Source organism: Acinetobacter sp. 1130196, assembly GCF_000588095.1.
Taxonomy (GTDB): Bacteria; Pseudomonadota; Gammaproteobacteria; order Pseudomonadales; family Moraxellaceae; genus Acinetobacter; species Acinetobacter nosocomialis.
Genome location: NZ_JFWX01000049.1, coordinates 1 through 24778, shown reverse-complemented (window position 1 = coordinate 24778; position 24778 = coordinate 1). Strand labels below are relative to the sequence as shown.

The 24778-nt window shown below is 39.3% G+C and carries 23 protein-coding genes and 3 pseudogenes; 10 read left to right on the top strand and 16 right to left on the bottom strand.

Features of this window, described 5'->3' with window-relative positions; all coding sequences use genetic code 11:
• From J671_RS21685 to J671_RS21650, 8 genes and pseudogenes are all read right to left on the bottom strand, one after another.
• Positions 1-740 (bottom strand): annotated as a pseudogene (locus tag J671_RS21685) (histidine kinase); the annotation flags it as partial.
• 38 nt (positions 741-778) lie between these two features.
• Positions 779-1384 carry a potassium-transporting ATPase subunit KdpC gene (gene kdpC, locus J671_RS21680; protein WP_031982576.1) on the bottom strand — a complete coding sequence of 202 codons (606 nt, stop codon included), beginning with the start codon at positions 1382-1384 and terminating at the stop codon, positions 779-781.
• Positions 1385-1397: 13 nt separating this feature from the next.
• The gene (gene kdpB, locus J671_RS21675) at positions 1398-3437 is read right to left on the bottom strand and encodes a potassium-transporting ATPase subunit KdpB (protein ID WP_155765204.1); all 2040 of its coding nucleotides are present in this window, start codon (positions 3435-3437) and stop codon (positions 1398-1400) included.
• An 8-nt stretch (positions 3438-3445) separates the two neighbouring features.
• Positions 3446-5155: a potassium-transporting ATPase subunit KdpA gene (gene kdpA, locus J671_RS21670; RefSeq protein ID WP_031983434.1), complete on the bottom strand. Its 1710-nt coding sequence runs from the start codon at positions 5153-5155 to the stop codon at positions 3446-3448.
• Between the two features lie 258 nt (positions 5156-5413).
• A complete protein-coding gene (locus J671_RS21665) occupies positions 5414-5851 on the bottom strand; it encodes a 2-amino-4-hydroxy-6-hydroxymethyldihydropteridine diphosphokinase (RefSeq protein WP_019458328.1) in 438 nt (145 codons plus the stop codon).
• Positions 5808-6188 (bottom strand): dihydroneopterin aldolase, encoded by a 381-nt coding sequence (folB, locus tag J671_RS21660; protein WP_004700874.1) that lies wholly within the window; start codon positions 6186-6188, stop codon positions 5808-5810. The genes J671_RS21665 and folB overlap by 44 nt, the downstream gene beginning before the upstream one ends.
• 15 nt (positions 6189-6203) lie before the next feature.
• Positions 6204-7502 carry an ABC1 kinase family protein gene (locus tag J671_RS21655; RefSeq protein WP_031983432.1) on the bottom strand — a complete coding sequence of 433 codons (1299 nt, stop codon included), beginning with the start codon at positions 7500-7502 and terminating at the stop codon, positions 6204-6206.
• A 58-nt stretch (positions 7503-7560) separates the two neighbouring features.
• Positions 7561-8337: a HesA/MoeB/ThiF family protein gene (locus J671_RS21650; protein ID WP_031983431.1), complete on the bottom strand. Its 777-nt coding sequence runs from the start codon at positions 8335-8337 to the stop codon at positions 7561-7563.
• Positions 8338-8506: 169 nt separating this feature from the next.
• Here J671_RS21650 and J671_RS21645 point away from each other — a divergent pair, with 169 nt between their 5' ends.
• Entirely contained in the window at positions 8507-9085 is a 579-nt protein-coding gene (locus J671_RS21645) for a flavin reductase family protein (protein WP_031983430.1), read from the top strand.
• Between the two features lie 45 nt (positions 9086-9130).
• Here the strand turns inward: J671_RS21645 and J671_RS21640 are convergent, their stop codons facing one another.
• From J671_RS21640 to J671_RS21630, 3 genes are all read right to left on the bottom strand, one after another.
• Positions 9131-10774 (bottom strand): AMP-binding protein, encoded by a 1644-nt coding sequence (locus tag J671_RS21640; RefSeq protein ID WP_031983429.1) that lies wholly within the window; start codon positions 10772-10774, stop codon positions 9131-9133.
• Between the two features lie 220 nt (positions 10775-10994).
• Entirely contained in the window at positions 10995-12131 is a 1137-nt protein-coding gene (locus tag J671_RS21635; RefSeq protein ID WP_031983427.1) for an acyl-CoA dehydrogenase family protein, read from the bottom strand.
• 19 nt (positions 12132-12150) lie between these two features.
• Positions 12151-12921 (bottom strand): 3-hydroxyacyl-CoA dehydrogenase, encoded by a 771-nt coding sequence (locus J671_RS21630; protein ID WP_031983424.1) that lies wholly within the window; start codon positions 12919-12921, stop codon positions 12151-12153.
• Between the two features lie 165 nt (positions 12922-13086).
• Here J671_RS21630 and J671_RS21625 point away from each other — a divergent pair, with 165 nt between their 5' ends.
• The 3 genes from J671_RS21625 to J671_RS21615 all read left to right on the top strand — a co-directional run bounded on the left by J671_RS21625 (position 13087) and on the right by J671_RS21615 (position 16173).
• The gene (locus J671_RS21625; protein WP_031983423.1) at positions 13087-14115 is read left to right on the top strand and encodes an AraC family transcriptional regulator; all 1029 of its coding nucleotides are present in this window, start codon (positions 13087-13089) and stop codon (positions 14113-14115) included.
• A 240-nt stretch (positions 14116-14355) separates the two neighbouring features.
• A complete protein-coding gene (locus J671_RS21620; protein WP_031983422.1) occupies positions 14356-15330 on the top strand; it encodes an aliphatic sulfonate ABC transporter substrate-binding protein in 975 nt (324 codons plus the stop codon).
• 3 nt (positions 15331-15333) lie between these two features.
• Positions 15334-16173, top strand: a complete 840-nt coding sequence (locus tag J671_RS21615; protein WP_031983421.1) for an ABC transporter permease — start codon at positions 15334-15336, stop codon at positions 16171-16173.
• A 2-nt stretch (positions 16174-16175) separates the two neighbouring features.
• Here the strand turns inward: J671_RS21615 and prmC are convergent, their stop codons facing one another.
• The 3 genes and pseudogenes from prmC to J671_RS21600 all read right to left on the bottom strand — a co-directional run bounded on the left by prmC (position 16176) and on the right by J671_RS21600 (position 19205).
• On the bottom strand, positions 16176-16991 hold the full coding sequence (prmC, locus tag J671_RS21610; RefSeq protein ID WP_031983418.1) for a peptide chain release factor N(5)-glutamine methyltransferase: 816 nt from the start codon (positions 16989-16991) through the stop codon (positions 16176-16178).
• A pseudogene (gene prfA / locus J671_RS21605) lies at positions 16991-18080 on the bottom strand (peptide chain release factor 1). Before prfA ends, prmC begins: the two are co-directional and overlap by 1 nt.
• A 285-nt stretch (positions 18081-18365) precedes the next feature.
• The gene (locus J671_RS21600) at positions 18366-19205 is read right to left on the bottom strand and encodes a type 1 glutamine amidotransferase domain-containing protein (protein ID WP_031983412.1); all 840 of its coding nucleotides are present in this window, start codon (positions 19203-19205) and stop codon (positions 18366-18368) included.
• 119 nt (positions 19206-19324) lie between these two features.
• Here J671_RS21600 and J671_RS21595 point away from each other — a divergent pair, with 119 nt between their 5' ends.
• The 5 genes from J671_RS21595 to J671_RS21575 all read left to right on the top strand — a co-directional run bounded on the left by J671_RS21595 (position 19325) and on the right by J671_RS21575 (position 23416).
• Positions 19325-20236, top strand: a complete 912-nt coding sequence (locus J671_RS21595) for a LysR family transcriptional regulator (protein WP_031983411.1) — start codon at positions 19325-19327, stop codon at positions 20234-20236.
• A 187-nt stretch (positions 20237-20423) separates the two neighbouring features.
• Positions 20424-20843 (top strand): hypothetical protein, encoded by a 420-nt coding sequence (locus J671_RS21590; protein WP_004708063.1) that lies wholly within the window; start codon positions 20424-20426, stop codon positions 20841-20843.
• Between the two features lie 235 nt (positions 20844-21078).
• Complete coding sequence (locus J671_RS21585) at positions 21079-21564, top strand: hypothetical protein (protein ID WP_031983410.1); 486 nt, start codon at positions 21079-21081, stop codon at positions 21562-21564.
• A 134-nt stretch (positions 21565-21698) separates the two neighbouring features.
• Positions 21699-22703, top strand: a complete 1005-nt coding sequence (locus J671_RS21580; RefSeq protein WP_031983409.1) for an LLM class flavin-dependent oxidoreductase — start codon at positions 21699-21701, stop codon at positions 22701-22703.
• Positions 22704-22852: 149 nt separating this feature from the next.
• Entirely contained in the window at positions 22853-23416 is a 564-nt protein-coding gene (locus J671_RS21575) for a hypothetical protein (RefSeq protein WP_004886460.1), read from the top strand.
• A 42-nt stretch (positions 23417-23458) separates the two neighbouring features.
• On the opposite strand, the gene pgaD is transcribed toward J671_RS21575, so the two are convergent.
• Positions 23459-23923: a poly-beta-1,6-N-acetyl-D-glucosamine biosynthesis protein PgaD gene (gene pgaD, locus J671_RS21570; RefSeq protein ID WP_031983407.1), complete on the bottom strand. Its 465-nt coding sequence runs from the start codon at positions 23921-23923 to the stop codon at positions 23459-23461.
• Positions 23920-24507, bottom strand: a pseudogene (locus tag J671_RS21565) (glycosyltransferase family 2 protein); the annotation flags it as partial. The pseudogene J671_RS21565 and the gene pgaD, both read right to left, overlap by 4 nt.
• 56 nt (positions 24508-24563) lie before the next feature.
• On the opposite strand from J671_RS21565, the gene J671_RS21560 reads away from it, so the two are divergent.
• Positions 24564-24778, top strand: a 215-nt coding sequence (locus J671_RS21560) for a transposase (RefSeq protein ID WP_031983404.1), incomplete at its 3' end; no start/stop codon positions are given.

Here is a 24778-nt window from a genome sequence, read left to right as displayed (position 1 = left end):
AGCGAGATAGACTTCAAGCCTTTAGAGGTATAACTCTGTTTTAAATCTAAATCGACATGCTCAGCAACGCATTGCATTGCCAGTTCACGCAATGCAGTTAAATTTGAAATGCTAAAAAAGCCTTGTAATGCCAGATTCGCTTGCTCTGGCACATAAACTTTTCCTTGATGGAGCCTTTCAATGAGTTCACTAACAGGTAAATCAATTAAACGAATATCTCGAATACGATCAAATACACGATCTGGCACAGTTTCATTTACTCGAATGCCCGTAATCTGATGCACCACATCATTTAAGCTTTCTAAATGCTGAATATTCATGGTGGTAAATACATCAATACCAGCGTCTAGCAATTCATTGACATCTTGCCACCGTCGTTCATGGCGACTATTTGGTATATTGCGATGAGCCAACTCATCAACTAAAACAATTTCCGGATGCCTGAGTAAAATAGCATCCAAGTCCATTTCTTCTAAAGTATGCCCCTGATATTGCATTTCCTTTCTAGCAATTTGAGGCAAGCCTTCCAAAATTTTTAGAGTTTCTATTCTTCCGTGGGTTTCAACAATACCCACAACAACATCTGTGCCCTGTTGATATAACTCTTTAGCGCGGGCAAGCATAGCATAGGTTTTGCCGACACCGGGCGCTGCACCGAGAAAGACCGTTAGTCGACCGGCTTGATATCTGTTGACATGATTTAATAAGGCTTCAGCCTGATTTTCGCGATTGCTTTGCACTTGATATCATCCGGTAAACTAACAATTTTATTTTCAAGTTAATGTGTAGATTGTAATTGATCTAAAGCGATATTGAGTTCTAATACATTAACACGAGCTTGCCCTAGTACACCAAACTGAACTGGTTCAATATGCTTTTGAAGTAACTCTTCTACAACTTTAGGGTCTAAATGACGCGCTTGAGCCACTCGAGCAACCTGTATTTGAGCAGATTCTGGGCTAATATGCGGGTCGATACCACTACCCGATTTAGTCACTAAATCACTTGGAATAGGGACATTACCTGTGTGGTCTTGTTGTTTAACCGCAAGAATCTGAGCATCAATTTGTTTTTGAAGCTCTGGATTGGTAAGGGCTAAGTTTGTGGCCCCCATAGACATTGGGTCATAAGCAACCGCTGAAGGACGTGGATGAAAATAAGCCTCTCCAACAAATGGCTGAGCGACTAATTTTGACCCTAGAACCTTATGGTTTATTTCGATCAAACTACCATTTGCTTGATTGTTAAATAACACCTGTCCCGCACCTGTAGCGATCGCACTATACACAGCACCACAACCGACAAGGGTAAAAATTAGAAGTCCGAAAGATGCTCTTAAGGTCTGATCCAAATTTGCTTCTGAATTTTGTGCATAAGTTTTCATTTCAAACTCCAGATTACAAACCAAATAATTGAACAATCACAACATCAATCGCTTTGATGGCAATGAATGGTAGAACCACACCACCCACGCCATAAATCAACATATTTCGGCGTAGTAACTGAGTTGCAGTTGAAGGTTTAAATTTCACGCCTCGGAGTGCGATTGGAATTAATAACGGAATAATAATCGCGTTAAAAATTAATGCCGATAAAATCGCGCTGCTTGGACTTGCTAAGTGCATTACATTCAATACTTGCATTTGTGGAATCGCAGCAGCGAACAATGCAGGCAAGATGGCAAAGTATTTAGAGACGTCGTTTGCTAACGAAAATGTTGTTAAAGCACCGCGGGTAATCAACTGCTGTTTCCCAATCTCGACCACAGCGAGTAGTTTGGTTGGGTCAGAGTCTAAATCAACCATATTGCCGGCCTCTTTAGCAGCTTGTGTACCTGAGTTCATAGCCAAACCAATATCGGCTTTTGCCAATGCTGGGGCATCGTTGGTTTCGTCACCAACCATTGCAACTAAACGACCTTGTTGTTGTTCGGTGCGAATACAAGCCAATTTGTCTTCTGGTTTTGCTTCGGCAATATAGTCATCTACACCCGCTTCAGCAGCAATCGCGGCAGCAGTTAATGGGTTATCACCTGTAACCATGACAGTTTTAATACCCATTTCTCTTAAGCGTGCAAAACGTTCTTTAATACCGTGTTTAATCACATCTGAGAGTTCAATCACACCTAATACATGATGTTGATTTGCGACAACCAATGGTGTTGCACCTTTTTTAGCAACTTGTTCAACACGTGCTTTTAATTCTAGATCTTGAGAATAATCTTCATCTACAAATTTCAAGATTGCATCTAAAGCACCTTTACGAATTTGCTCACCATTCGGTAAATTCACACCAGAAATTCGAGTCGAAGCACTAAAAGAGATAAATTCGGCTTGCTCAGGTTCTTGCTGTTTTAAACCCTGTTCTTTTGCTAACTTAACAATCGACTTGCCTTCTGGTGTCGGGTCAGCAAGTGAGCTTACCCAAGCAGCAGCTCTTAATTCAGACTCGGTTACCGAGGTTAAAGGATAAAAAGAAGTCGCTTGACGGTCACCATATGTAATGGTTCCTGTTTTATCGAGTAAAAGTACATCAATGTCACCCGCAACTTCTACCGCTTTACCTGATTTTGCCAAAACATTGGCTTTGAGTGCGCGGTTCATACCTGCAATACCAATCGCAGGTAACAAGCCACCAATGGTTGTTGGAATTAAGCAGACTAACAATGCTACGAGTACAACCGGATCAAGTTCAATATGCAAATAATGAGCAATAAATGGTAGGCTAATCACCACAATTAAAAATGTAAGTGTCATCACCATTAACAAGAAGCCAAGTGCAATCTCATTCGGTGTTTTTTGACGATTTGAACCTTCAACCAAAGCAATCATACGGTCCAAGAAGCTTTGACCAGATTCCGCAGTCACTTGCACAACAATACGATCTGTAAGAACTTTAGTACCGCCAATAACACCAGAACGGTCTGTTCCAGCTTCACGTAGCACAGGTGCTGACTCACCTGTAACAGCCGATTCATTAATGGTGGCAAAGCCTTCTACAATCTCACCGTCGGCTGGAACAAGCTCACCTGCATGTACTTCAATAAAATCATTTAAATGAAGTTCGGTGGCTGCAATTTGAGTGGTTTGACGGTCTGTCAAAGAATTAAGTTTTCGAGCAGTCAAGTTTTCTCTTGCTGCACGTAATGAAGATGCCTGTCCACGACCTCTAGCCTCTGCAACCGCTTCAGCATAGTTAGCAAATAAAATCGTAATAAACAAAATTGCTGTGACAACCAAACCAAACACCAGTGTGGCATATCCCATTAAGGTACTTAGAGCAGTGATTACGGTTCCAAGCCATACAATTGCCATGACAGGGTTTTTAATTGCATGCTGTGGTAGCAATTTTACAAAAGCATTTTTCCAAACTTCAAAACTTGGTACTGCCACAGTCGTTTTATGGCTATTTACATGAGTTTGTGTATTCATTTTCACTCGCCTCCTTAGCCTTTAACCAACAAAAGTTGATCGGCAATTGGCCCAAGGACAAGAACTGGCATAAATTGTAATAAGGTAAGCAATACAACAATCGTAATCAGCGTTAAGGCAAAGGTTGGCGTTTCAACCTGAAGGCTACCTGTTGTTTCGGGTGCTTTTCTTTTTGCTGCTAAACGTGTCGCAATCATTAATGGCAAAATTAATGTCGGGAAACGTCCTAAAAGAAGTGCAATGCTACAAGTGACATTCCACCATACCGTATTGTCTCCAAGGCCTTCAAAACCTGAACCATTGTTTGCAAAAGCAGAAACATATTCATAAAACACTTGGCTAATACCGTGTGGTCCAGGGTTTGTGATACCTGATAATCCCGGAATACTAAGACTCAAGGCTGTAAAAGCCAGAATAATAAGAGGCTGAATTAAGATAATAATCGCAAGTAACTTGATCTCTGCTGCTTCAATTTTGCGTCCAAACAATTCAGGTGTACGACCTGTCATTAAGCCTGCAATAAATACTGCAAGTAACAGATAAATCATAAACTGTTGCAGACCACAGCCCACACCACCCCAAATAGCATTAATCAACATGTTAATGAGTTCAACCAGCCCCGTAAGTGGCGCAGAAGAATCGTGCATCATATTGACCGAACCATTATTCACTTGTGTAGTCAGCGCAGCCCATACTGCCGATGCTGCGGGTCCAAATCGTTGCTCTTTACCTTCCATTACTGCAATTTGAGATGCGGTCGATGACATACTTTCAGACCAGACAGCTGCTGCACCTGAAATAACTGACATTAAAAGCATGCTACCAAACACAAAGTAGGCAAATTTTTTACGTCGAGTAAAGTGTCCCACCATAAAAACGACTGTAATTGGAATGAGTAGAATCGCAATCATTTCTAATAAATTAGATAGCGGCGTTGGATTTTCTAAAGGTACAGAACTATTTGGACCATACCAGCCACCACCGTTACTACCCAATTGCTTAACAGCAACCATGGGTGCAACTGGACCTAATGGAATTTTTTGGGTTTGTACGGTATTTGCTTTATCAATAAGCTGTACTTCGGGTCCACCCTGAAAAGTTGCTGGCACGCCTTGGCTGTTAAGCAACAATGACCAAACAAAACAAAGAGGAAGCAAGAAACGGACTGTAGGGCGTATTACATCTGCCCAATAGTTACCAATTAAAATTTGATCTGGCTGTTCAGCAACATCCGCTGCAATATGGCTTGGACGTTGATAAAAGAAAGCTCTTAAGGTCGCAACAACTAAAGCTAATCCCATCATTGGTGTGATGACTTGCAAACCTACAATACCTGTCATTTGCGACAAATAAGACAGTTGAGCTTGACCAGAATAATGCTGTTGGTTGGTGTTGGTTAAAAATGAAATAACTGTGTGTAATGCTAAATCCCAACTCATATTTGGTGCATGATTTGGGTTTAATGGCAGCCATGCTTGCGTCATAAAAATAGCAAAAACGGCTACAGCTAAAAAAATACAGCTAACAACAAATGCTAAAGAATATTGTTTCCAGTTCATTTGTTGTTGTGGAGATATACCTAACAAGCGATATACAGGATTTTCAATCCAACGAAATAATCCATCACCAACCATCGGCTGATTTGCCATTACTTGGGATAGATATTTGCTAAGGCACCATGCTAAAAAAATAGCAATAAATAAAACAAGGATAAGTTCTAACATGGCTATTCTCCTCTATACCCCTTGGCTTGATTTGCCAAAATGGAAATAAGGAGAGATGAAGAAATATCACTTTTTTTGAGTCCGCATAAGGCTATGCCAGACTGATGCAAGATGCGCATTTGAGAATTTATAAGCATCTTTATTGTCCTGAAGTAACACTAATTTAGTGGATTTCAGTATGGATAAAATGCTCGTAAATTCTCTATTGAGGAACTCAAAGGCCGCGTAAATTTTGCGTAAATTTTAGTTTGAAAGACCTTAAAATTTAAAATTAACAACTGGGTAAAGCGTACTATCAGCCTTTAGTTTTTCACAATGCCAAAGTTCATATAAAGGAATTTTTACATCGAGCGCCAAAGGTAATTTTTTAGAATTAAATTGCATATGGTCCAGATCACTTCCCCATGCAATCAAATCTACATCTAAAGAAATATGATGCGATGGTCGAACACGTCCAGAATCTGACTCAAGTTTCTTTAAAAAAGATTCAACTTGTTCAGATGATAAGGTGCTTCGTAATAGACACGCTGAATTCCAGTAATCATCTCCAATACCATCTCGGCATGGAATTTGATAAACAGATGAAAACTGCACTTTCCCCAAAGTTGCTAATTGCGTATAAGCAAAAGTAAAGTGCTGATCTGCGTCTAAATTACTCGCTAGGGCGAGTGCAAAAATTGTTTCTGGTGCGTTCAAGACGAATTCCTACAGCATTAGCTTCTGCAATGATGGCTGGCTTACGGATGGTTATGGTAATTTTTTCAATTGTTGGAAAGGTTTCAAATAAACATTGCAAAACTAGATGAGCTGCGTGCTCGATTAACTCAGGTTTGGCTTGCTGAATAGTTTGAGCCGATAACTCACAAATCTGGGCATAGTTGAGTGTGTCCTCAAGTTTGTCAGATGCTGCAGCTCGGCTCAAATCATTATGGATGGTTAAATCCAACATTAAAGGTTGAATGATTTGTCTTTCCCAGTTGAAACAGCCAATCACTGTCTCAACCTTCAAGCCTTCAATAATAATGGCATCCATAAATTTAAACTGACCTTAGTGCTTTAACAACGAAGCAGGTTCCATATTTTGAACCATTTTCAAACGTTGGTCTGCATAAATATCAGTATATGGTGCGAGTACGCGCATAAAACGATCGAAATAAAGCATTTGCTTAAATAACAAGGCAAAATCTCGAGGGAATTTAATACCGTGGCGCTCACCTACACCCACCATATCCATCATAATGTCGTTTAAATCGGCTGGATTGGTAGACAGAATTTGCTGTGGATCGGCCATTAAGACGCCATTAAACAAACGCTCTAAATCTTGGGCTAAAACCTGAACATCGACCTTATTATGGGTCATGCCCATTTTCAGCATATTTTCAGCCATAGCCTGATAATCAGTCTTTTGCAAAGCATCCATAAACGCGATACATGCTGTCCAGACTTCTGGCTTTAACTGACCCACAATACCGAAATCGATAAAACCAATTCGGCCATCTTCAAGCAACATTAGGTTTCCAGCATGTAAGTCAGCGTGGAAACTCTTACAGAGCATAAGACTGCCAAACCATGTATTCATGGCAGTAATCAGTACTTGTGACGGATCTTTAGCATATTGTTTCACGACACTAAAGTCTGTTAAAGACACACCGTATAAACGCTGCATGGTCAAAACACGGCGCGTAGAAAACTGATGATAAACTTTAGGTGCTGTCGCAGCGTGGTTTTGTGAAATATTTAAATATTCCACAAAGTCATCTAAGTTCTGGGCTTCCTCAATGAAATCGACTTCACGCACCATACGAGTTTTAATTTCATCAACAATGTCAGAAAGAGCAGCAAACTTGATTTTAGGTACTGCACGTTCAAGTAGTTTGGCTGCCCAATGCACCACGTTTAAGTCAGTGTATAAAATAGTTTCTACACCAGGTTTTTGAACTTTTATAACGACATCTTCACCTGTAGTCAGTTTAGCTGCATGAACCTGAGCAATTGATGCAGAAGCTAAAGGCTTTTTATCGATATAGCTAAAAATCTGGCTTAAATCTCGTCCTTCAAATTCAGAAGCAAGTACGCCTTGAATATAACTAAATGGCAGAGTTGGTGTCTGATCTAAACAACCTTGAAATTCTTCTACATATTCACGTGGGAATAGCGATGGTGTACTCGCGATAAACTGACCAAGCTTAATATATGTTGAGCCAAGCGACTCAAAAGTCTCACGCATGAGTTTGGCATTACTTGGCTTATCAGTTGCGTACTTAATACCAGCTTTAGCCGCAACCACTGCGGTTTCACCGATACGGGCAACTGAGCGCAATCCATCAAATAAAATATTTTTTTTCATATTTCTTTAGAACCAGAATATTCGTCTCAAGTGTAGCAAATTTTGCTTTGTTTGCTGATTAGCTTGCCTGACAAAGTGGACAATTTATATCTTTATCAAAATTAACAATACGTTGTGTCATATTTAATCCATCCCAAAGTAACAATTTTTGTTTCAGAGGAGTGCGATTAAGCCCTAAATATAACAAAGTGTGATGTGCTTGTAATGACGCTATCATCACAGGAGTAGTTGCAAGCACTCCTGACTCTGCACAACGAAGGCCTTCGTTGTCATGCTGTTCTTTTGGAAATAAACATTCATAACAAGCTGAATCACCTTCAACCATAAACATTTGCGCCTGAAAGCCAATTGCAGAAGCACTAATTAATGCGACCTGATGCTTTTTACAAGCACTATTCACTAAATAGCGAGTTGTAAAGTTATCACAACCATCCAGCACTACATCTTGGTGTTCAACAAGTCTATCAATGTTATTTTCGTCTAAACGTTCATTAAAGTATTCAACACAGATATAAGGGTTAATTTTCTGTAACCGTTTTGCTAAAACTTCAGCTTTATAACGACCAATATCTTCATGACCAAATGCAATTTGACGCTGTAAATTACTTATCTCAATGGTATCGGCATCAATGAGTGTAATTTTTCCAACCCCTGCTCGTGCGAGTAGCTCTGCACTGCTACAACCTATACCACCAGCACCAACAATCAGTACATTGGCAAGTTTGAGTTTTTCCTGAGCTTCAATATCCCATCCATCAAGTAAAATCTGACGGCTATAGAGATGCATTTCTTCATCACTTAACTCTACAAAATCGATATCTTGAAGCTCGGTCACACGTTAATCCTTTCATTTAGAAGCCAAGTGATTTTATGACTAAGTTCGTCATTAGGAAAGCTATAAAATGGAAACAACTTTTTTATTCAGTTAACTCCCCATTACATTACTTCTCACACGCTTTCTGCAACAATAGAACAATCCATTTTCTGTATTACTTAGGCTAAATATGTCCCAATCATATATTGCACCAGTAGAGTTAGAAAAAGCTTATCGTTTATTAAATCATGGTCCAACTGTGCTGGTTTCTGCACAACATGGTGACGACCGCAATGTAATGGCTGCCGCATGGGCATGTGCATTAGAGTTTAAACCTGCCAAAGTGTCTGTAGTTTTAGATAAAAGCACTAAAACCCGACAGCTTGTCGAGCAAAGTGGTTATTTCACACTACAAGTTCCTTGCTATGCCCAGCTCAATATGACCAAACAACTTGGTACCATTAGTAAGTTGGATGACCCACAAAAACTTGAGCACTGCGGAGTTGAACTATTTTATCAAAAAGATGTGACCAGTCCGCTTGTATCAGGTTGTATCGCATGGCTGGTTTGTAAACTTATTCCTGAACCGCATAATCAGTCAGCTCATGATTTATTTATTGGCTCTGTTGTGGGTGCGTGGGCAGATAGTCGCGTTTTTAGAGATGGGCACTGGCATTTTCAGGATGCACCAAAAGAACTTCGTAGCCTGCACTATATTGCTGGTGGAACGTTTTATTTAATTGGTGAAGAAGTGAAAGCCGACCTCTAATATAAAAATTAAAGGGAAATATTTAAATATTTCCCTTTGCTCAATTTAGCTCGCGTAGGCTTGCTGCATTTTTGCAATTTCTTGCTGCTTCAACAATCCTCTTTGAATTTTTCCGCTCGTGGTTTTCGGTAGGCTGTCCACAAACTCAATTTCTTTTGGATAAGCATGACGAGATAAACGGTTACGAACATATTGCTGTAACTTATCTTTTAATGTTTCACACGCTTGATAAGCAGGCTTAAGTACCACAAAAGCTTTGACTATTTCGGTTCGTTCCGGATCTGGCTTACCAATTACTGCTGACTCTAATACCGCCTCACACTCTAATAAAGTACTTTCAACATCGAATGGTCCAACTCTATAGCCCGATGTTGTAATGACATCGTCAGCACGACCAACAAAATTAATGCCGCCATGTTCGTTTAAAGTGACCGTGTCACCAGTTAAATAATATTTGCCGACAAAGGCTTTGCGATTATTGCCACCATAGCCTTTAAACCACATTAATGGCGATTGCTCCGAGTCCATCGCCAAAATACCAACACCACCTGTTGGTAATTCTTGATAATTTTGGTCTAACACCGCAAAACGATGCCCAGGAATTGCAAAACCGGCTGAACCTACTTTTAATGGGTGCTCAAGCGCATGATGGTTCGCAATCACCATGCCGAGTTCAGTTTGTCCATATTGATCAAAAATATTGACCTCTAAATCCTGTTTAAACCAGTTCACAACCTCAGGTGTTAATGGCTCACCCGCACTACTCACTACGCGTAAATGTTGTTTAATTGAAGGGTCAAATTTTTCCTTAAACCCAAAGAACATACGAAATGCTGTAGGCGAACCAGTTAAATTACTTACTTTATATTTTTTAATTAATTTTATTGCCTGATCTACATTAAATGAACGCTCATCCATAATAATGCCATGACCCAAGCTTAAAGGCCCGGTAATGCCATAATACAAACCATACGCCCAGCCCGGATCTGCCAAATTCCAGAACATATCCTCTTCACGCAAATCGACAGCATGAGTCATATAACCTTTAAATGCCAAAATTGCTTTTAGTGGAACGGGTACAGACTTAGCAAGTCCAGTTGTGCCTGAGGTGAACATCATTAAAAAGTCATCATCAAAGCTACGACTAACTGATTCACATTGCTCAGAATAGCGTTGTAAGGATTTCCAAAAATCGAAGTCATGTTCAGACAAAGGACCAGTCTGATGAACAGTGACAATAACCGGAATATTTAAAGTATTCAGTTTAGGTCGTTGTTCATCATTGGTCACAATCAATTTAGTTTGAGCACTCGTAATACGGTGATCAATTGATTTTGCTTCAAAGGCAGTAAATAAAGGCTGATAAATAGCACCTATACGCCACGCTGCCAAAATTGTAATTAATAACTCAGGCGTTCTTGGTAAAAGCCCTGCAATACAATCTCCAGCTTGAACTCCTTGTGCTTTAAAGAAATTAGCAAGTTTTCCAGAAAGCTCAGCAAGTTGTTCAAACGTATAGTGCTCTGCCTGTCCGTTTTTTCCTTCCCAAATGAGCGCTGTTTTATTTTTTCCTACATAACGCTCACAGCACTCAACATAAGCATTTATTGCTTGGGGGTGCCCAACAAGTTGCTCTTCAATGAGTTGTGCAAGATCAAATTGCTGATAAGCTTCTGCCAAAGTTTTCATGATGCTCACCTTCATTCCGTTTGATGTTTAATTTTGTGTAAGGTCACAAAATCTGTCCTGACTGTTATTGTTTTAGCTAAAGCTCGAAGAATATTTCTTCAACTTTTCCATCTATTTCAAACAAAACTAATAGCAAAAATGCATCATTTCAATTGCAAGAAACCGCACATAATGTGCGGCTTCTTGCAGTTTTATGTTTAAAAACTCAATACTTTATGATCTAAACTTGAGCCACCTCACGAGCAATCACTAAACGTTGAATATCAGAAGCACCTTCATAAATCTGGCTTACACGAACATCCCGATAAATTCTCTCAACAGGGAAATCACTGACGTATCCATAACCGCCATGAATCTGGATTGCATCCGAACACACTCGCTCAGCCATAGTTGATGCAAAGAGTTTCGCCATTGAGGCTTCTTTTAAACAAGGTAGCTCTGCATCTTTTAAAGTCGCAGCATGTAAAACCAGCTGATGTGCCGCTTCAATCTGGGTTGCCATATCTGCTAAGCGAAAACCAACCGCCTGATGCTGAACCAGCTCTACACCAAAGGCCTTACGTTCATTTGCGTATTGCACGGCTGCATCAAAAGCAGCTCTTGCCATACCGACAGACTGAGCCGCAATACCAATACGACCGGCCGCTAAATTAGATAGCGCAATTTTATAACCCTCTCCCTCTTGGCCCACCAAATTTTCTAAAGGAATCCGGCAGTCCTCTAACGTAATGGTTGCGGTGTCCGAAGCATGTTGACCCATTTTGTCTTCAATACGAGTCACCAAGTAGCCTTGTGTATTGGTCGGTACAAGAAAGCACGAAATGCCTTTTTTGCCAGCCTGTTTATCTGTAACCGCAAATACCAAAGCTACTTGAGCATTTTTACCACTGGTAATAAATTGCTTTACGCCATTGAGTACCCAATGGTCGCCATCTCGCTCGGCTTTACATAAAATCGCGCTTGCATCGGAACCGACATGTGGCTCAGTTAAACAAAAGCATCCCAGCCATTCGCCAGAGGCAAATTTTGGCAAATAGGTTTGTTTTTGCTGCTCTGAACCGTATGCCAATGTAATACCGCAAATCAAAGAGTTTTGAACACTTACGATTGTCGAAATAGCACCATCGCCTGCGGCAATTTCTTCAATCGCAAGCACCAAAGAAACATAGTCCATTCCGGCACCGCCCCACTCATCGGGCACAGTCATTCCCATAGCGCCTAGTGCACCTAAATCTTTTAACTCCTGAGCCGGAAATTCATGGGTCTTATCGCGATGTGCAGCTGTTGGTTTTAACTGATTTTGCGCATAGTTACGCATCATCTCCTGAACCATGCTTTGTTCAGCATTTAGAATCATTTCAACATCCTTATTTTTATTATTTTGCTGCCATACGAATTGCACCATCTAAACGAATAACTTCACCATTTAAATAGGAATTTTCAGCAATATGAGCAACCAAACGAGCAAACTCTTCTGGCTTTCCTAAACGCGATGGATACGGCACCATTTGGCCCAAAGCATCTTGTACATTTTGTGGCATACCCTTAAGCATTGGAGTTTCCATGATTCCCGGTGCAATAGTCATAATACGAATGGCATGTCGCGCAAGCTCACGAGCAATTGGTAAAGTCATCGCCACAATAGCGCCTTTTGATGCAGAATAAGCTGCTTGTCCAATTTGTCCGTCAAATGCCGCAACAGAAGCAGTGTTCACAATGACACCGCGGTCCTCTTCACCTGCTTCAACTGTATTTTTACTCATTGCATCTGCTGCAAAACGCAGCATGTTAAATGTACCTGTGACATTAATATTTAAAGTCTTTGCAAATAACCCTAAGTCATGAACGCCCTCACGGCCAACTACTTTCGCAGAAGGGCCAATACCTGCACAGTTCACCAAACCATGCAAATATCCATGTTTAACCAACACATCTTTAAAGAACTGTTCAGCAGCAACTTCATCGGTTACATCAAGTTTTACAAAGTCAGCTTTTGGCCCTAACTGTTTCGCCTGCTGCTCACCTGCTTCTACATTCATGTCAACCAACGTGACTGAGGCGCCTTGCTTTACCAAATACTCAGCAGTTGCAGCTCCTAAACCAGAGCCGCCACCTGTAATCACGAAATGTTTTCCTTGAATTTTCATTATGTAATGCCCTATAGAAATGTTCTTTAACCTTAGTAGTGAGAGTAAAAGTTGTTTTTTTCCGATACAATTTCAAAAAACCTCAAAATGCTTGCAGCTTTTGATCAATCCAAATTTTGAATATGAAATATTTCACTTGAAATACGTAAAAAATGAGTCTTTGACATGGTTGTCCAATCTTCTTTAAGTAAAGGAACAATTTCGATTGCACTGGTACATGAAGCATTAAGTGCGGCTTATGCCAAAGGGCTAAATATTCAAATTATTCTGAATAAAGCAGGTATTCCTACAGAATTACTCATGACACCTAAAGCGCGTGTTCCGGTAGCAACGTATGCAAAATTATGGATTGAACTTGCCAATGCCATGAATGATGAATTTTTTGGTATGGATAGCCACCCTATGCGTCGTGGTAGCTATAAATTACTTACAAAACTCGTCAGTACGGCTGAAACTTTAGAAAAGGCTCTCTATGATATTTTGAAGTTTTTTAACTTTGTTTTAGATGATATGCGTGGAGAGTTAATTCGAGAACAAGAAAAAGCTTATTTGGTCATTCGTGATCATGACCAACCCAAACGTATGTTTACCTACGCAACCTTTTTAATGTTAGTACATGGACTCATGTGTTGGCTGATAGATCAGCGAATTGGCTTAAACAGTATTGCAGTACGTTGTCCAAAACCGAATGATATTCAAGATTATCTCGTCCGTTTTTGTGAAGATATAAAATTTAATGCCGAAGTAAATCAGGTTGAGTTTGATGCCCACTACTTAGATATTAAAATTAAAAAAGATAAAAAATCGCTTTATGATTTTTTAAAACAAACTCCGCAAAATCTGTTAGTTCGCTTTAAAAATGAAAATGCCTTGAGCGTTCTTATTCGTCGTCATTTATTAAAGCTTCACCCAGCCCAATGGCCCGAACTCAAAGATGTAGCACAGCAACTCAATATTTCGGAAGCTACTGTTCAACGTCGCCTCAAACATGAAGGGGTAAGTTATCAACAAATTAAAAATGAAATTCGTTGTGATATTGCGATTGAACGCTTAAGCAAAAGTAATGATTCAATACAAGACATTAGTGAAGACTTAAATTTCCACGACCCAAGTGCTTTTCACCGTGCCTTTAAAAAATGGACAGGTGTTAGCCCAGGTGCGTATCGAGATAATTTAACTACGCACAAGCAATAGCATATGCATCCAACGAAGCTTTAAGTTTTAAAACTTAAGCTTATGATATTTATGTCTTTTAAATTGAATATTTCATATAACGCATTATTTAAAACTTAATAATGCCTATAAAACATTAACTTATAATTTTATCTAAACTTTTATCTTTCAAACTGATTTACAAATCAAAATAACTAAGTTTGTAAGCCACTAAACACATGAAAGGATGATCCATTATTTTATTTCGGTTCTATTTTTATCATGTCTTTAAAATCAAAATTTTCTCTACCGAAGACTTTGTTGGCATCAACATTGGGGTTCGTATTTGCTTCATCTACTTTTGCAGCAATTCCGACTACACTTAAACTTGATTACGCTTACTACGCACCAACTAGTTTAGTGGTCAAAGATCAAAAACTTCTCGAAAAAGCACTACCCAATACCCAAATTAAATGGGTTTTTAGTCAAGGTAGTAACCGCTCATTAGAATATCTCAACAGTAATAGTATCGATTTTGCTTCTACTGCTGGATTAGCTGCTGTATTAAGTCGAGCAAATGGTAGTCCAATTAAAACGGTTTATGTACAAAGCCAACCGGAATGGACCGCGCTTGTTGTCGCAAAAAATTCACCAATTAAAAGCCTAAAAGATTTAAAAGGTAAGAAAATTGCAGCTACCAAAGGAACAGATCCTTTCTTATTTACACTACAAGCACTAGATACTGTCGGTTTGAGTAAACGCGATGTACAACTGGTCCATTTACAACATCCAGATGGTAAAACCGCATTAGAACGTGGCCAAGTAGATGCTTGGGCGGGGCTTGATCCATTAATGGCTTCAGCTCAAATTCAATCGGGCGCGAAATTACTTTATCGTAATGTAGCATTTAATAGTTATAGCGTGCTTAGCGTGAAAGAAGACTTTGCAAAGCAAAGCCCTGAAGCGGTAGCAGCCGTTATTAAAGCCTACGAACAAGCCCGAAAATGGGCAAAAGCCAATCCAGATAAAGTAGCAGCACTTTTAGCTCAAGAATCAAAACTCCCTCTACCTGTGGCTAAACTACAACTGAGCCGAACCAAATTTGATCAAAGCATCCCATCAGCAACTCAAGCACAAGCACTAAAACGTTCTGGGAAAATTTTGACTGAAGAAGACTTAGTCAGAAAAGGTACGAATGTCAATCAAGTGGTTGATCAGTTGTTAGACCCACGTTTTGCTCAAAAAGTCGTGAAATAGTTTATGAGTGATTCATTTAACAAAGCTGAGCTAAATCATTTCTTAGCTCAGCAGGCTTTAAAATCTCAGAAAAAGCATCTAAACCATAAATTTACACGGTGGTTTAAAGCGCTACTCATTCCACTCATTTTTTTAGTGGGTTGTGAGTTTTTAGTCAGAAATGGCTATATCAATGCTTATCTGCTCCCTGCACCTTCGAGTTTATGGCAATCTTTTTTAGATTTAGCTCATAGCGACCTATTTGCCCATATTTATATTAGTACATGGCGTGTTCTATTCGGCTTTATCATAGGAAGTGGTTTAGGTTTAATTTTTGCGATTTGGGTTGGATTAAGTAAAGAGGCAGAAGCATATTTAGAACCGACCTTTTCAGCAATTAAGTCGATCCCAAGTCTTGCTTGGATTCCACTGTTATTGCTTTGGTTAGGAATTGACGAAGGGTCAAAAATTACGCTTATTGCAATCGGAGCATTTTTTCCAACCTATACCAACACAGTTGCAGCAATTCATAATGTAGATAAAAAGCTCATTGAAGTTGGAAAAGTTTATCGGCTCAATGCTTTTCAACGTGTTTTATCTATTGTTTTACCGGCAGCATCTCCGGGCATTTTAACGGGTTTACGTAACAGCTTAAGCTTATCGTGGATGTTTATGATTGCAGCTGAACTGATTGCAGCCACTCAAGGAATTGGCTATTTACTCAGTGATGGCCGAGAAACATCTCGACCTGATATTGTTATCATTGCAATTATTTTATTAGCCCTACTGGGTAAAGTAACCGATACCTTAATGAAATTTATCGAAAATTGGTTATTACGTTGGCGGGATACACTACAAAAGTAATTTTAAATCCAGCATGCCAAAGTGACTCGATCATTTTGGCCATAGTCTTGAATAGTTTTAATTTGGCTAAAACCATGCTCTGTGAAAATATCTCGAACAGCTTGCCCTTGGTCATAACCATGCTCTAATGCAATCCAGCCTTGTGGTTTTAACCAGTTTTTCCCTTGAGCAATAATAATTTCAATATCAGCTAGTCCCTGATGGTCTGCAACCAATGCACGGCGTGGTTCTGTAGCCAAAGCTCGCATGTGTTCATCTTCAGGGTCGATATACGGCGGATTAGAAACGATTAAATCAAATTTTTGTGGCTCTAGTGCTTCAAACCAAGCACCGCAAGCGAATTTTACACGTTGCAAATTATGAGCTTGTGCATTTTCTTTTGCGACATCTAAAGTAGGCGCATAAATATCGGTTGCTGTTATCTGCCAATCTGGGCGCTCACTCGCTAATGCAAGTGCAATTGCACCTGTCCCCGTTCCCAAATCAACAATGTTTGCATTCTTTGGCAAATTTAGATTTAAAATAGTTTCAACTAAAACCTCAGTATCAGGTCGTGGTACTAAAGTATCTGACGTTACTTTTAAATCAAGCGTCCAAAATGGCTGTGAACCTGTCACATAGGCTAAAGGTTCACCATTTTGAATACGCTCAAGACCAGCCAAGTAGTCTTGCTCTTGCTGAGCCGTTAACTCTTGCTCAAGTCTGAACTTTAATTCGAGTGAATTGATTTTTAGAAAATGCTCAAGCAACCAAGCATTTTCTTGTCGTTCATAACTGTCAGGCTCACCACGAATTGCAAGCGCTTGAGCAATATTCATTAGCCGCCATTTTCCTGTGCAAGCATCGCGAGCTGATCTGCCTGATATTCACGATGTAAGCTATCGAGCAATTCAGTTAAATCACCTTCCATAATGGCATCTAACTTATATAAAGTTAGGTTAATACGGTGATCCGTCATACGCCCTTGTGGGTAGTTATAAGTACGGATACGTTCAGAACGGTCGCCAGAACCGACCAAATCACGGCGCATTTCAGAAGTCGCTGCATCAGCCGCTGCACGTTTAGCATTTTCTAAACGTGATACTAACAATGCCATCGCTTTAGCTTTGTTCTTATGCTGTGAACGTTCTTCTTGGCACTCAACGACTGTACCCGTTGGAATGTGAGTAATACGTACTGCCGAATCGGTTTTGTTAATGTGCTGACCACCCGCACCTGACGCACGGTAAGTATCAATACGTAAATCTGCCGGATTAATTTCAACATTAGTATCAACGTCAATTTCGGGCAGAATTTCCCACTGAAAAAGCCGATGTATGCACACGACCTTGTGATTCAGTTGCTGGCACACGTTGTACACGATGCGCGCCACTTTCAAACTTTAAGCGGCCATACACGCCATCACCATCTACACGGCAAATGACTTCTTTAAAGCCGCCATGCTCGCCTTCATTTTCAGAAAGGACTTCAATACGCCAACCTTGTGTCTCTGCATACTTGCTGTACATGCGGAACAAATCGCCTGAGAAAATTGCAGCTTCATCACCGCCTGTCCCTGCACGAATTTCTAAATACGCAGCATTAGAGTCATTTGGATCTTTTGGAATCATCAAAATATTGAGCTGGCTTTCTAATTCTTCAAGCAATGCTTTATTTGCTTGAATTTCTTCTTCTGCCATATCTTTAAAGTCGGGGTCCGACTTCATCATTTCAGCAGTTTCAATATCTTCTTCTGCTTGACGGTATTTGCCCCAAACTTCGGTAATTTCAGTTAAATCACTATGTTCACGAGACAGTTTACGGAAACGTTTGTTATCGGAAATCACTTCTGCATCTGCAAGCAATGCGGTAAGTTCTTCATGACGATCACAGAGTTGATCAAGACGTAAACGGAGTGACGCTTTCATAAGAGGAAATATCTCAAAAGTCCAAAAAACTTATCTAGATAAATATAAGAAGATAAGCCAAATCATAAAAATAGCGCATAGTTTACAGTTTATGCCGATTAAATGACATATGTAATCCTTTAAATCGTTAACTTTCCAAAGCCATAAGGATGAATAAATCTAATGATTCCAGAGGAGATTTATTCATCAATCTAAGATTTTCTTTTATTGAAAACAAATAACTCGCTTTTTTAAATCCATATAATAAAAGAGACTTTATTTATAAAGCCTCTTTATCGTTTATAGTTATTTTAATTTTTCTAATAAAGTTTTACCGACAAGAACAGCCGAAGCTGGATTTTGTCCAGTAATAAGCTCACGATCCACCACTACATTTGGCGACCAAGCTTTCGTATTGCTTTGATATTTCGCACCCAGTGACTCTAAAGCAGTTTGCGGATAGAACTTCATTTCACCGCCTTTTAATAAGCCCTTCGCTTGCTCTTCTTCTTGATTGCTAATTACCGTCATCCGGTAGTTTTTATAAATCCATTCTCCAGTTTTGACTGCTCTACCTTGTTCAAGTTGCTTAATAGCTTCCGCAGCATGAGGTAAAGTTGACATCAGAGCTATAGGCCCATGACAAACCAAGGCTGTAGGCTTTCCTGCATTATGAAAAGCGTTAAGAACTTTACCAAGCTGTTTATCTTTTAACAGGTCTTGCATAGGCGCATGCCCACCCGGAATATATATGGCATCAAATTGATCTATACCAATTTGCTCAATACGCGCCAGACTTACAACTGGAGAGTCTTTAGGTGAAGTTAACTTTAGATCATGTAATAAACCAGCATATTGTTTTAATACTTTTTCATCTTGGTTAAAGTACATTGCACTATTTGAAGATTCATCTAACGTTGGAGCTTTCCCTTTTGGGGTGGCAAACGTTACGGTGTGCCCCGCATCTAAAAGCATTTTTGTAGGCTGCATCAATTCATTAAGATAAAATCCCGTTTTAAAAACATGATTATTTTTTAGCTCTAGCTGATCTTCATCTGACAATACAACGAGTACATGAGCTGCATTTACACTTAATGCTGCCGAAGCTGTAATCACTGCAAACATTATTTGATTCAACATCTTCATTATTTAACCTTCATTCCAAGCATTTGCTGGATTTATAACTAGGATGTATATATTCTATTTTTACCCCAAAGGTAGAAAAACAACTAAGTTTGCAAATCTTTTTTGCGTTTGAGGACAAAATGTCTCGTCAATTTGATCATCTTGCCGATGTCGAAATCTTTTTAATTGTGGCTGAGAAGCTTTCAATTAGTGCTGCTGCAATTGATTTATCTACTACACCTTCGGTCGTTAGTAGAACAATTACAAGACTCGAGAAAAAACTCGGTATACAGCTTTTTAGAAGAACCACACGCCATTTAAGCCTGACTGAAGCTGGTCAACTTTACTATGAAAAAATGCAACATGCTTTTCAGTTAATTGACCATGCAGAACGCTTGGTTCAAGGTGAACAACTACAAATTTCTGGAAAAATTAAAATAAGTGTTCCTACCACTTATGGGCATTATCGTTTACCCCCTTTATTAGAAAAATTTCTTCTGCAATATCCTGATATTCAAATTGAAGTCAGTATTTCTAATCGTAACGTTGATTTAATTGCTGAAGGTTTTGACTTAGCTATTCGTCAAGGACAACTACCTAACAGCACCCTTATTGCTAGGCCTTTAGAGCACGCACCTTTAAAACTTGTTGCCTCACCTTCTTATTTGAAACGCATGGGTATTCCCAAAAACTTGGATGAATTAAATCATCATCAATGCATCGCCTTTGAGCTACCGAGTAATGGTAAGGTCACTCCGTGGTTCTTTAAAGATATAGATCAGGAAATTCAGTGGATACCGACAAATCGAATTTTAGTAAAAGAAGATATTCTAGGAGTAGTATCTCTTGCTGAAAATGGTTTAGGAATATGCCAGAGTTACGAATTTATCGTTAATGAAAAAATTCAACAAGGAAAATTAGAACCTCTACTTGAAACATACGCAGGTCATACCCGTCCCTTTTCTTTACTGTATGCGCAACATAAACATATGTCTTCTGCCACAAGAGCTTTTATTGATTTTTTATGTTCAACTCATTGTAAATATACTTAAGAATGTGAAATGAGAATCACTTTTTTCTATATGGATATTAGATATTCTATTTTAATAGAAAACATACAAAGAAGACACTAAACTCTAATAATAGGATGATGGTTCTCCACATTTGAAGAGAAGTGTTTTGTTACATTTGCTGTAACGAAAGATATAAGGTCCTGTAACTTGGGACATGGAGTAAATGATGAAATTAAATGCTTTATTATGTAGTGCTGTTTTGGCTACTTCTATGATGACTGTAGCACATGCAGACAATACAACTCATGTAGCAGCTGCTTCTGCTTTAGGTAGTGTTGCTGGTACTGCTATTGGTAAAAGCATGGGTGGTACATCTGGTGCAACAATTGGTGCTGCTTTAGGTGGTGCTGGTGGTGCAGCAGTTGCAAGTGATCGTCGTCACCGTACAGAATCTGCAATTGGCGGTGGTTTAGGCGGTGGTGCTGGCTATACTGTTGGTAAAAGCATGGGTGGTACAAATGGCGGTTATATCGGTGCTGCGTTAGGTGCTGCAGGTGGTGGTGCTTTAGGTAATAAAATTGCTAAAGACCGTGATTATGATCGATCTTCTAAACACTGGAAGAAAAAACACCGTCATCACCACTAATTTTAGTGATGTAATTAATTTAAAAACACCTTCGGGTGTTTTTTTATGATTACCCTTTTGCCAAACGCATATGCCGTGCTCATGATTTATTCACATCTTAATAGAAACAATACAAAGCAGACACAAAACTATCGTATCAGCATGAGCCTTCTCCATAATTTTCACGAAATTTTTAATTACATTTAGCTCAAGATATAAAGATTGCTCTTTAGCAAAATGAGCATGGAGTTCCAAAATGAAAATGAATATTTGGTTAGCAAGTGCATTAATCGCAACAACCTCTATGGTGTCAGTTGCACATGCAGATAATGGTACCCGTGTAGCGGCAACTTCTGCTCTAGGTAGTGTAGTAGGTACTGCAATTGGTAAAAGTATCGGTGGTACATCGGGCGCAACAATTGGTGCTGCTTTAGGTGGTGCTGGTGGTGCAGCTGCTGCAAGTGACCGTCGTAACCGTACAGAAGCGGCAATTGGTGGTGCTTTAGGTGGCGGCGCTGGTTATACCGTTGGTAAAAACATGGGTGGTACAAATGGTGGATACATCGGTGCAGCAGTGGGTGCAGCTGGTGGTTCTGCTTTAGGTCGTAAAGTTGGCCAAGATCGTAACTATGATGAACGTTATGATCGTCGTTATGATCGTGATGACCGCCGCTATTACAATGATCGCGCTTACTATCGTCATGATAATGGCTTACACCGTGGTTGGTATAAACACCACTAATTGGTACACAGATATTAAAAAGCACCCTGGCGGTGCTTTTTTATTTGGGAGTGAAATTTATATCGAAAAAAACCGATATACATCACCCCATTTATATCGTATTATTTCGATATAACGTTTTTTGAGAATATCGCATGCGATCACTTCAAGACACCAAATTTTCAATTTTGGAACTTGCTCCCATACGTGATGATAAAACAATCGAGTTTTCATTACGTCATGCATTAGAGCTCGCCCAACATGCAGAAAAATTAGGTTATGACCGTTTTTGGCTTGCAGAACATCATAATATGGATGGAATTGCGAGTTCAGCAACAGCTGTTTTACTTGGTTTTATCGCGGCTCATACCCAGCGCATTCGTTTAGGTTCAGGTGGTATCATGCTACCAAACCATGCACCCTTAGTAGTAGCAGAACAATTCGGTACGTTAGCAACCTTATATCCAAATCGTATTGAGTTAGGTTTAGGCCGTGCCCCCGGCACAGATCAGGTCACTATGCGTGCCTTACGTCGCGGGCATCAGGAAACGGAAGATCAGTTTCCTAGAGATGTTGTTGAGATTTTGCAATATTTTAAAGCGCCTCAACCCGGCCAAAGAATTGTTGCAACTCCTGGACAAAATACTCATGTACCAGTCTGGTTATTAGGTTCAAGCTTATTTAGTGCCCAGTTGGCTGCGAGACTAGGATTGCCCTACTCATTTGCATCGCATTTTGCACCACGTATGCTTGGTCAAGCGATTGAGCTTTATCGTGAAAATTTCGAACCTTCTGAATATTTAGACAAGCCTTATGTTTCAATGGGTGTACCTGTTGTGGTTGCAAATACAGATGAAGAAGCTCAGTTCTTGGCAACAAGTGCCTATCAACGTGTATTAGGATTAATCCGTGGTGAAAGTTTAAAACTTAAACCGCCAGTTACATCGATGCAGGGTCTATGGAACACAGCAGAACAGCTTTCTGTTGAAAATTTCTATACGATGGCCCAAATCGGCTCAACTGAAACAGTACGCTCAGGCTTAGAAAAGCTTTTAGCTACTTATGAAGTCGATGAGTTTATTTTTACTTGTGATGTCTATGATACTAATAAACGTTTAGAGAGCTTTACTCGATTAATGCAACTAAAATCAGCCAACTAGAACATACTCTGAATATCTCATGCTTGAGTCTATAGCAGGCATGAGATAGCCACCTATCTGAAAATACTTTACCCAGCCCTCTTGCTTGGTTATTTATATTAAAACGATAAAAAATCATCATAAATGAAAACCAAAAGGACTTTTGGAAAATGAGTATTGAACTTAAAAATAATGTTGCCAAATCAACTACTTTTCAAAATGCAGTTCAGGATTTTGACGCCTTTACTGGTCAAATTCTTTTATCAAATACAATTAAAGAAAATGATTTTTCAAATTTAAATGTAGCGATTATTGGAACAGATCAGGAAACGGTAACGCACTTAGAAAAAATCTGCCAACAAGCAAAATTTGTAACTGTATTTCAAATTACGCCGCATTTTATTTTGCCTCATAGTCAGATCGGCATACACCGTCTCATTACCCACCCGCTTATTGCTAAAAATAGGAGGTTATTTAACAATCGTGTAAAAAGTATCTTAGCTCTACGTTTTCTTGAAACTCAAGTCAATGAAACATGGCTCAAACGTCTTTTGACACCTAATACGGCAAAAGCCAATAAAACATTTTTTAAATCTGATAGCTACTATGCTGCGCTGCAAAGACCAAATTGCAAACTACAAACTTGGCCAATTGTAAAAGTTACCGCTACAGCCATTTATAGTATGGATGGTACTCAACGCCCTGTAGATATCATTATTAGAACTACACCTTAAAAATAAAAAAAAAGCATGGTTGATAGACCATGCTTTTTTTACTCATTTCAAATCATATCGAGTTAAATACCCCTGATCATCATAATGTAAGATGATGCGCTGAGACTTTTGTAACTCTGATAATGACTCGGTACTGACCATAAATTGTGAAGCCAATAACTCAACAGGACTATTCGGAGCTTTGCTGCGGCGATCATCACCATGAAATCTAAGCCAGTTATAACTCGCCCATAAAATCAAGACCAAAGCACTTACGGATATTAAAAGAAGTAAATGGAGGACTGTATTGACCTCAGAAATATGATCTACCCATACATAGTCATAGATGAGATGCCCTTCATAAAACCATAAAAATAATGAAACCAGTGGGAAAAACAGCCACATTAAACAAAACCAACCTACTGTTTGCAAAGTATAGTTTGCGGTTTTATTTTTTACATATTTAGGCTGATCAATATATTCTGGAATATCTAAAATTTCTATGTCATTATTTTCTTTATTTTTCATGAGTTATCTCCTCGAAAGCCTCGGTCAGGACTTACCCAACGAGCACGCTTTTTGGTATTAAATATAGTTTTAGGGACTGCAACTACACTAGTAAATAACGTCAGTAACCAGAAAAATAATGGATACCAAATTACCCAAAAATAATTTCTAAAAAGACGTCCACGGTCATAACGATGATCTATCCATAAACTTACTAAAAATTGGATGAGGCATGTTCCACCCAATATCACGCCATACCATTGGGGCATGAGTGAATTAATCTGCCACTGCTGAGGTAAATCAATAAAAAGTCCGATTAAGAAAAGCAAGAAAATAAATATCATTACATACGACCAGACAATACTGACTAAAGCTTCAAGCATAACTGGCCACATACGGCGTAAACGGATTTTGAACATTTTTGGAATATATTCCAATAAGACTTCTACCCCACCTTGTGCCCAGCGTAAACGCTGCTTCCAAAGGCCTTTAAAAGTTTCAGGCATATAGATATAACAAAGTGCTTGAGGAATATATTGAATATCCCAATGGTCCATCTGAAGCTTCCAAGAGATATCAATATCTTCAGTAATTTTGTCATCAGACCGGCTTTGTTGCACAAAGCTATTCTTGAAGGCTTCTTCAGTAATATAATTTCCAGATGAAGAAGCCTACACCTAAAATCTATCGTACAACCAATTGGTCCTCGTATAACCAAGCTTTAATCAAGCGAGGAAATATTTCAATCTGGTTTGATCCTAAGACGCAATGGTATGCACAACCACAAGGCAAGCAAGGACGAAATCAAACTTATTCCGATACAGCGATTCAATGCTGTTTAATGATCAAATCTCTATTCCGTCTTTCTTTACGTAT